Consider the following 591-nt stretch of genomic DNA (forward strand, 5'->3'; position numbering starts at 1 on the left):
ACAGCTAGTGAAGTACGCCTTTATTGAAGATAATCAGCAGCTTTTTAGTATCACTCGCATGTGCCGTGTGTTACATGTAAAGCCATCAAGCTACTATGACTGGCTAAGCCGTGGTCTCAGCGACCAGCAGATACATAGAAACCAGTCTGAGCTACTGGTTAGAGCCGCTCACAGTGAAACTCGTGAGCGTTACGGCGTCGAGCGTCTACATGCGCATCTGAGTGAGCAAGGGCATGATATCAGCACTTATATGGTGAGACGCATCAAAGAAGAGCACGGCATCAAATGCCTGCGTCATAAGCGCTTCAAAGTGACAACCGACTCTGATCACAACAAACTTGTCTATGACAATGTGCTCAATCAGCAGTTTGATGCCAAGCGTCCTAATGAATCTTGGGTCAGTGACATTACTTATATCTGGACAAATGAGGGCTGGCTGTACTTAGCTGGAGTGAAAGATTTATACACCAAAGAGTTAGTCGGTTATGCTATCAATAAACGCATGACAGCAGATTTAGTATGCCGTGCGCTCAACATGGCCATTAAGAACAAAAGACCAAGCCAAGGACTGATTGTTCATTCTGATAGAGG

Annotated in this window: 1 protein-coding gene; it reads left to right on the plus strand. The window is 45.3% G+C overall.

Translation table 11 applies throughout. From position 1 onward, the window contains the following. Positions 1–591, plus strand: a 591-nt coding sequence (locus tag AAEY80_RS14320; protein ID WP_350588522.1) for an IS3 family transposase, incomplete at both ends; no start/stop codon positions are given.

It is taken from the genome of Psychrobacter sp. 78a-MNA-CIBAN-0178, from assembly GCF_040309625.1.
GTDB lineage: Bacteria > Pseudomonadota > Gammaproteobacteria > Pseudomonadales > Moraxellaceae > Psychrobacter > Psychrobacter okhotskensis.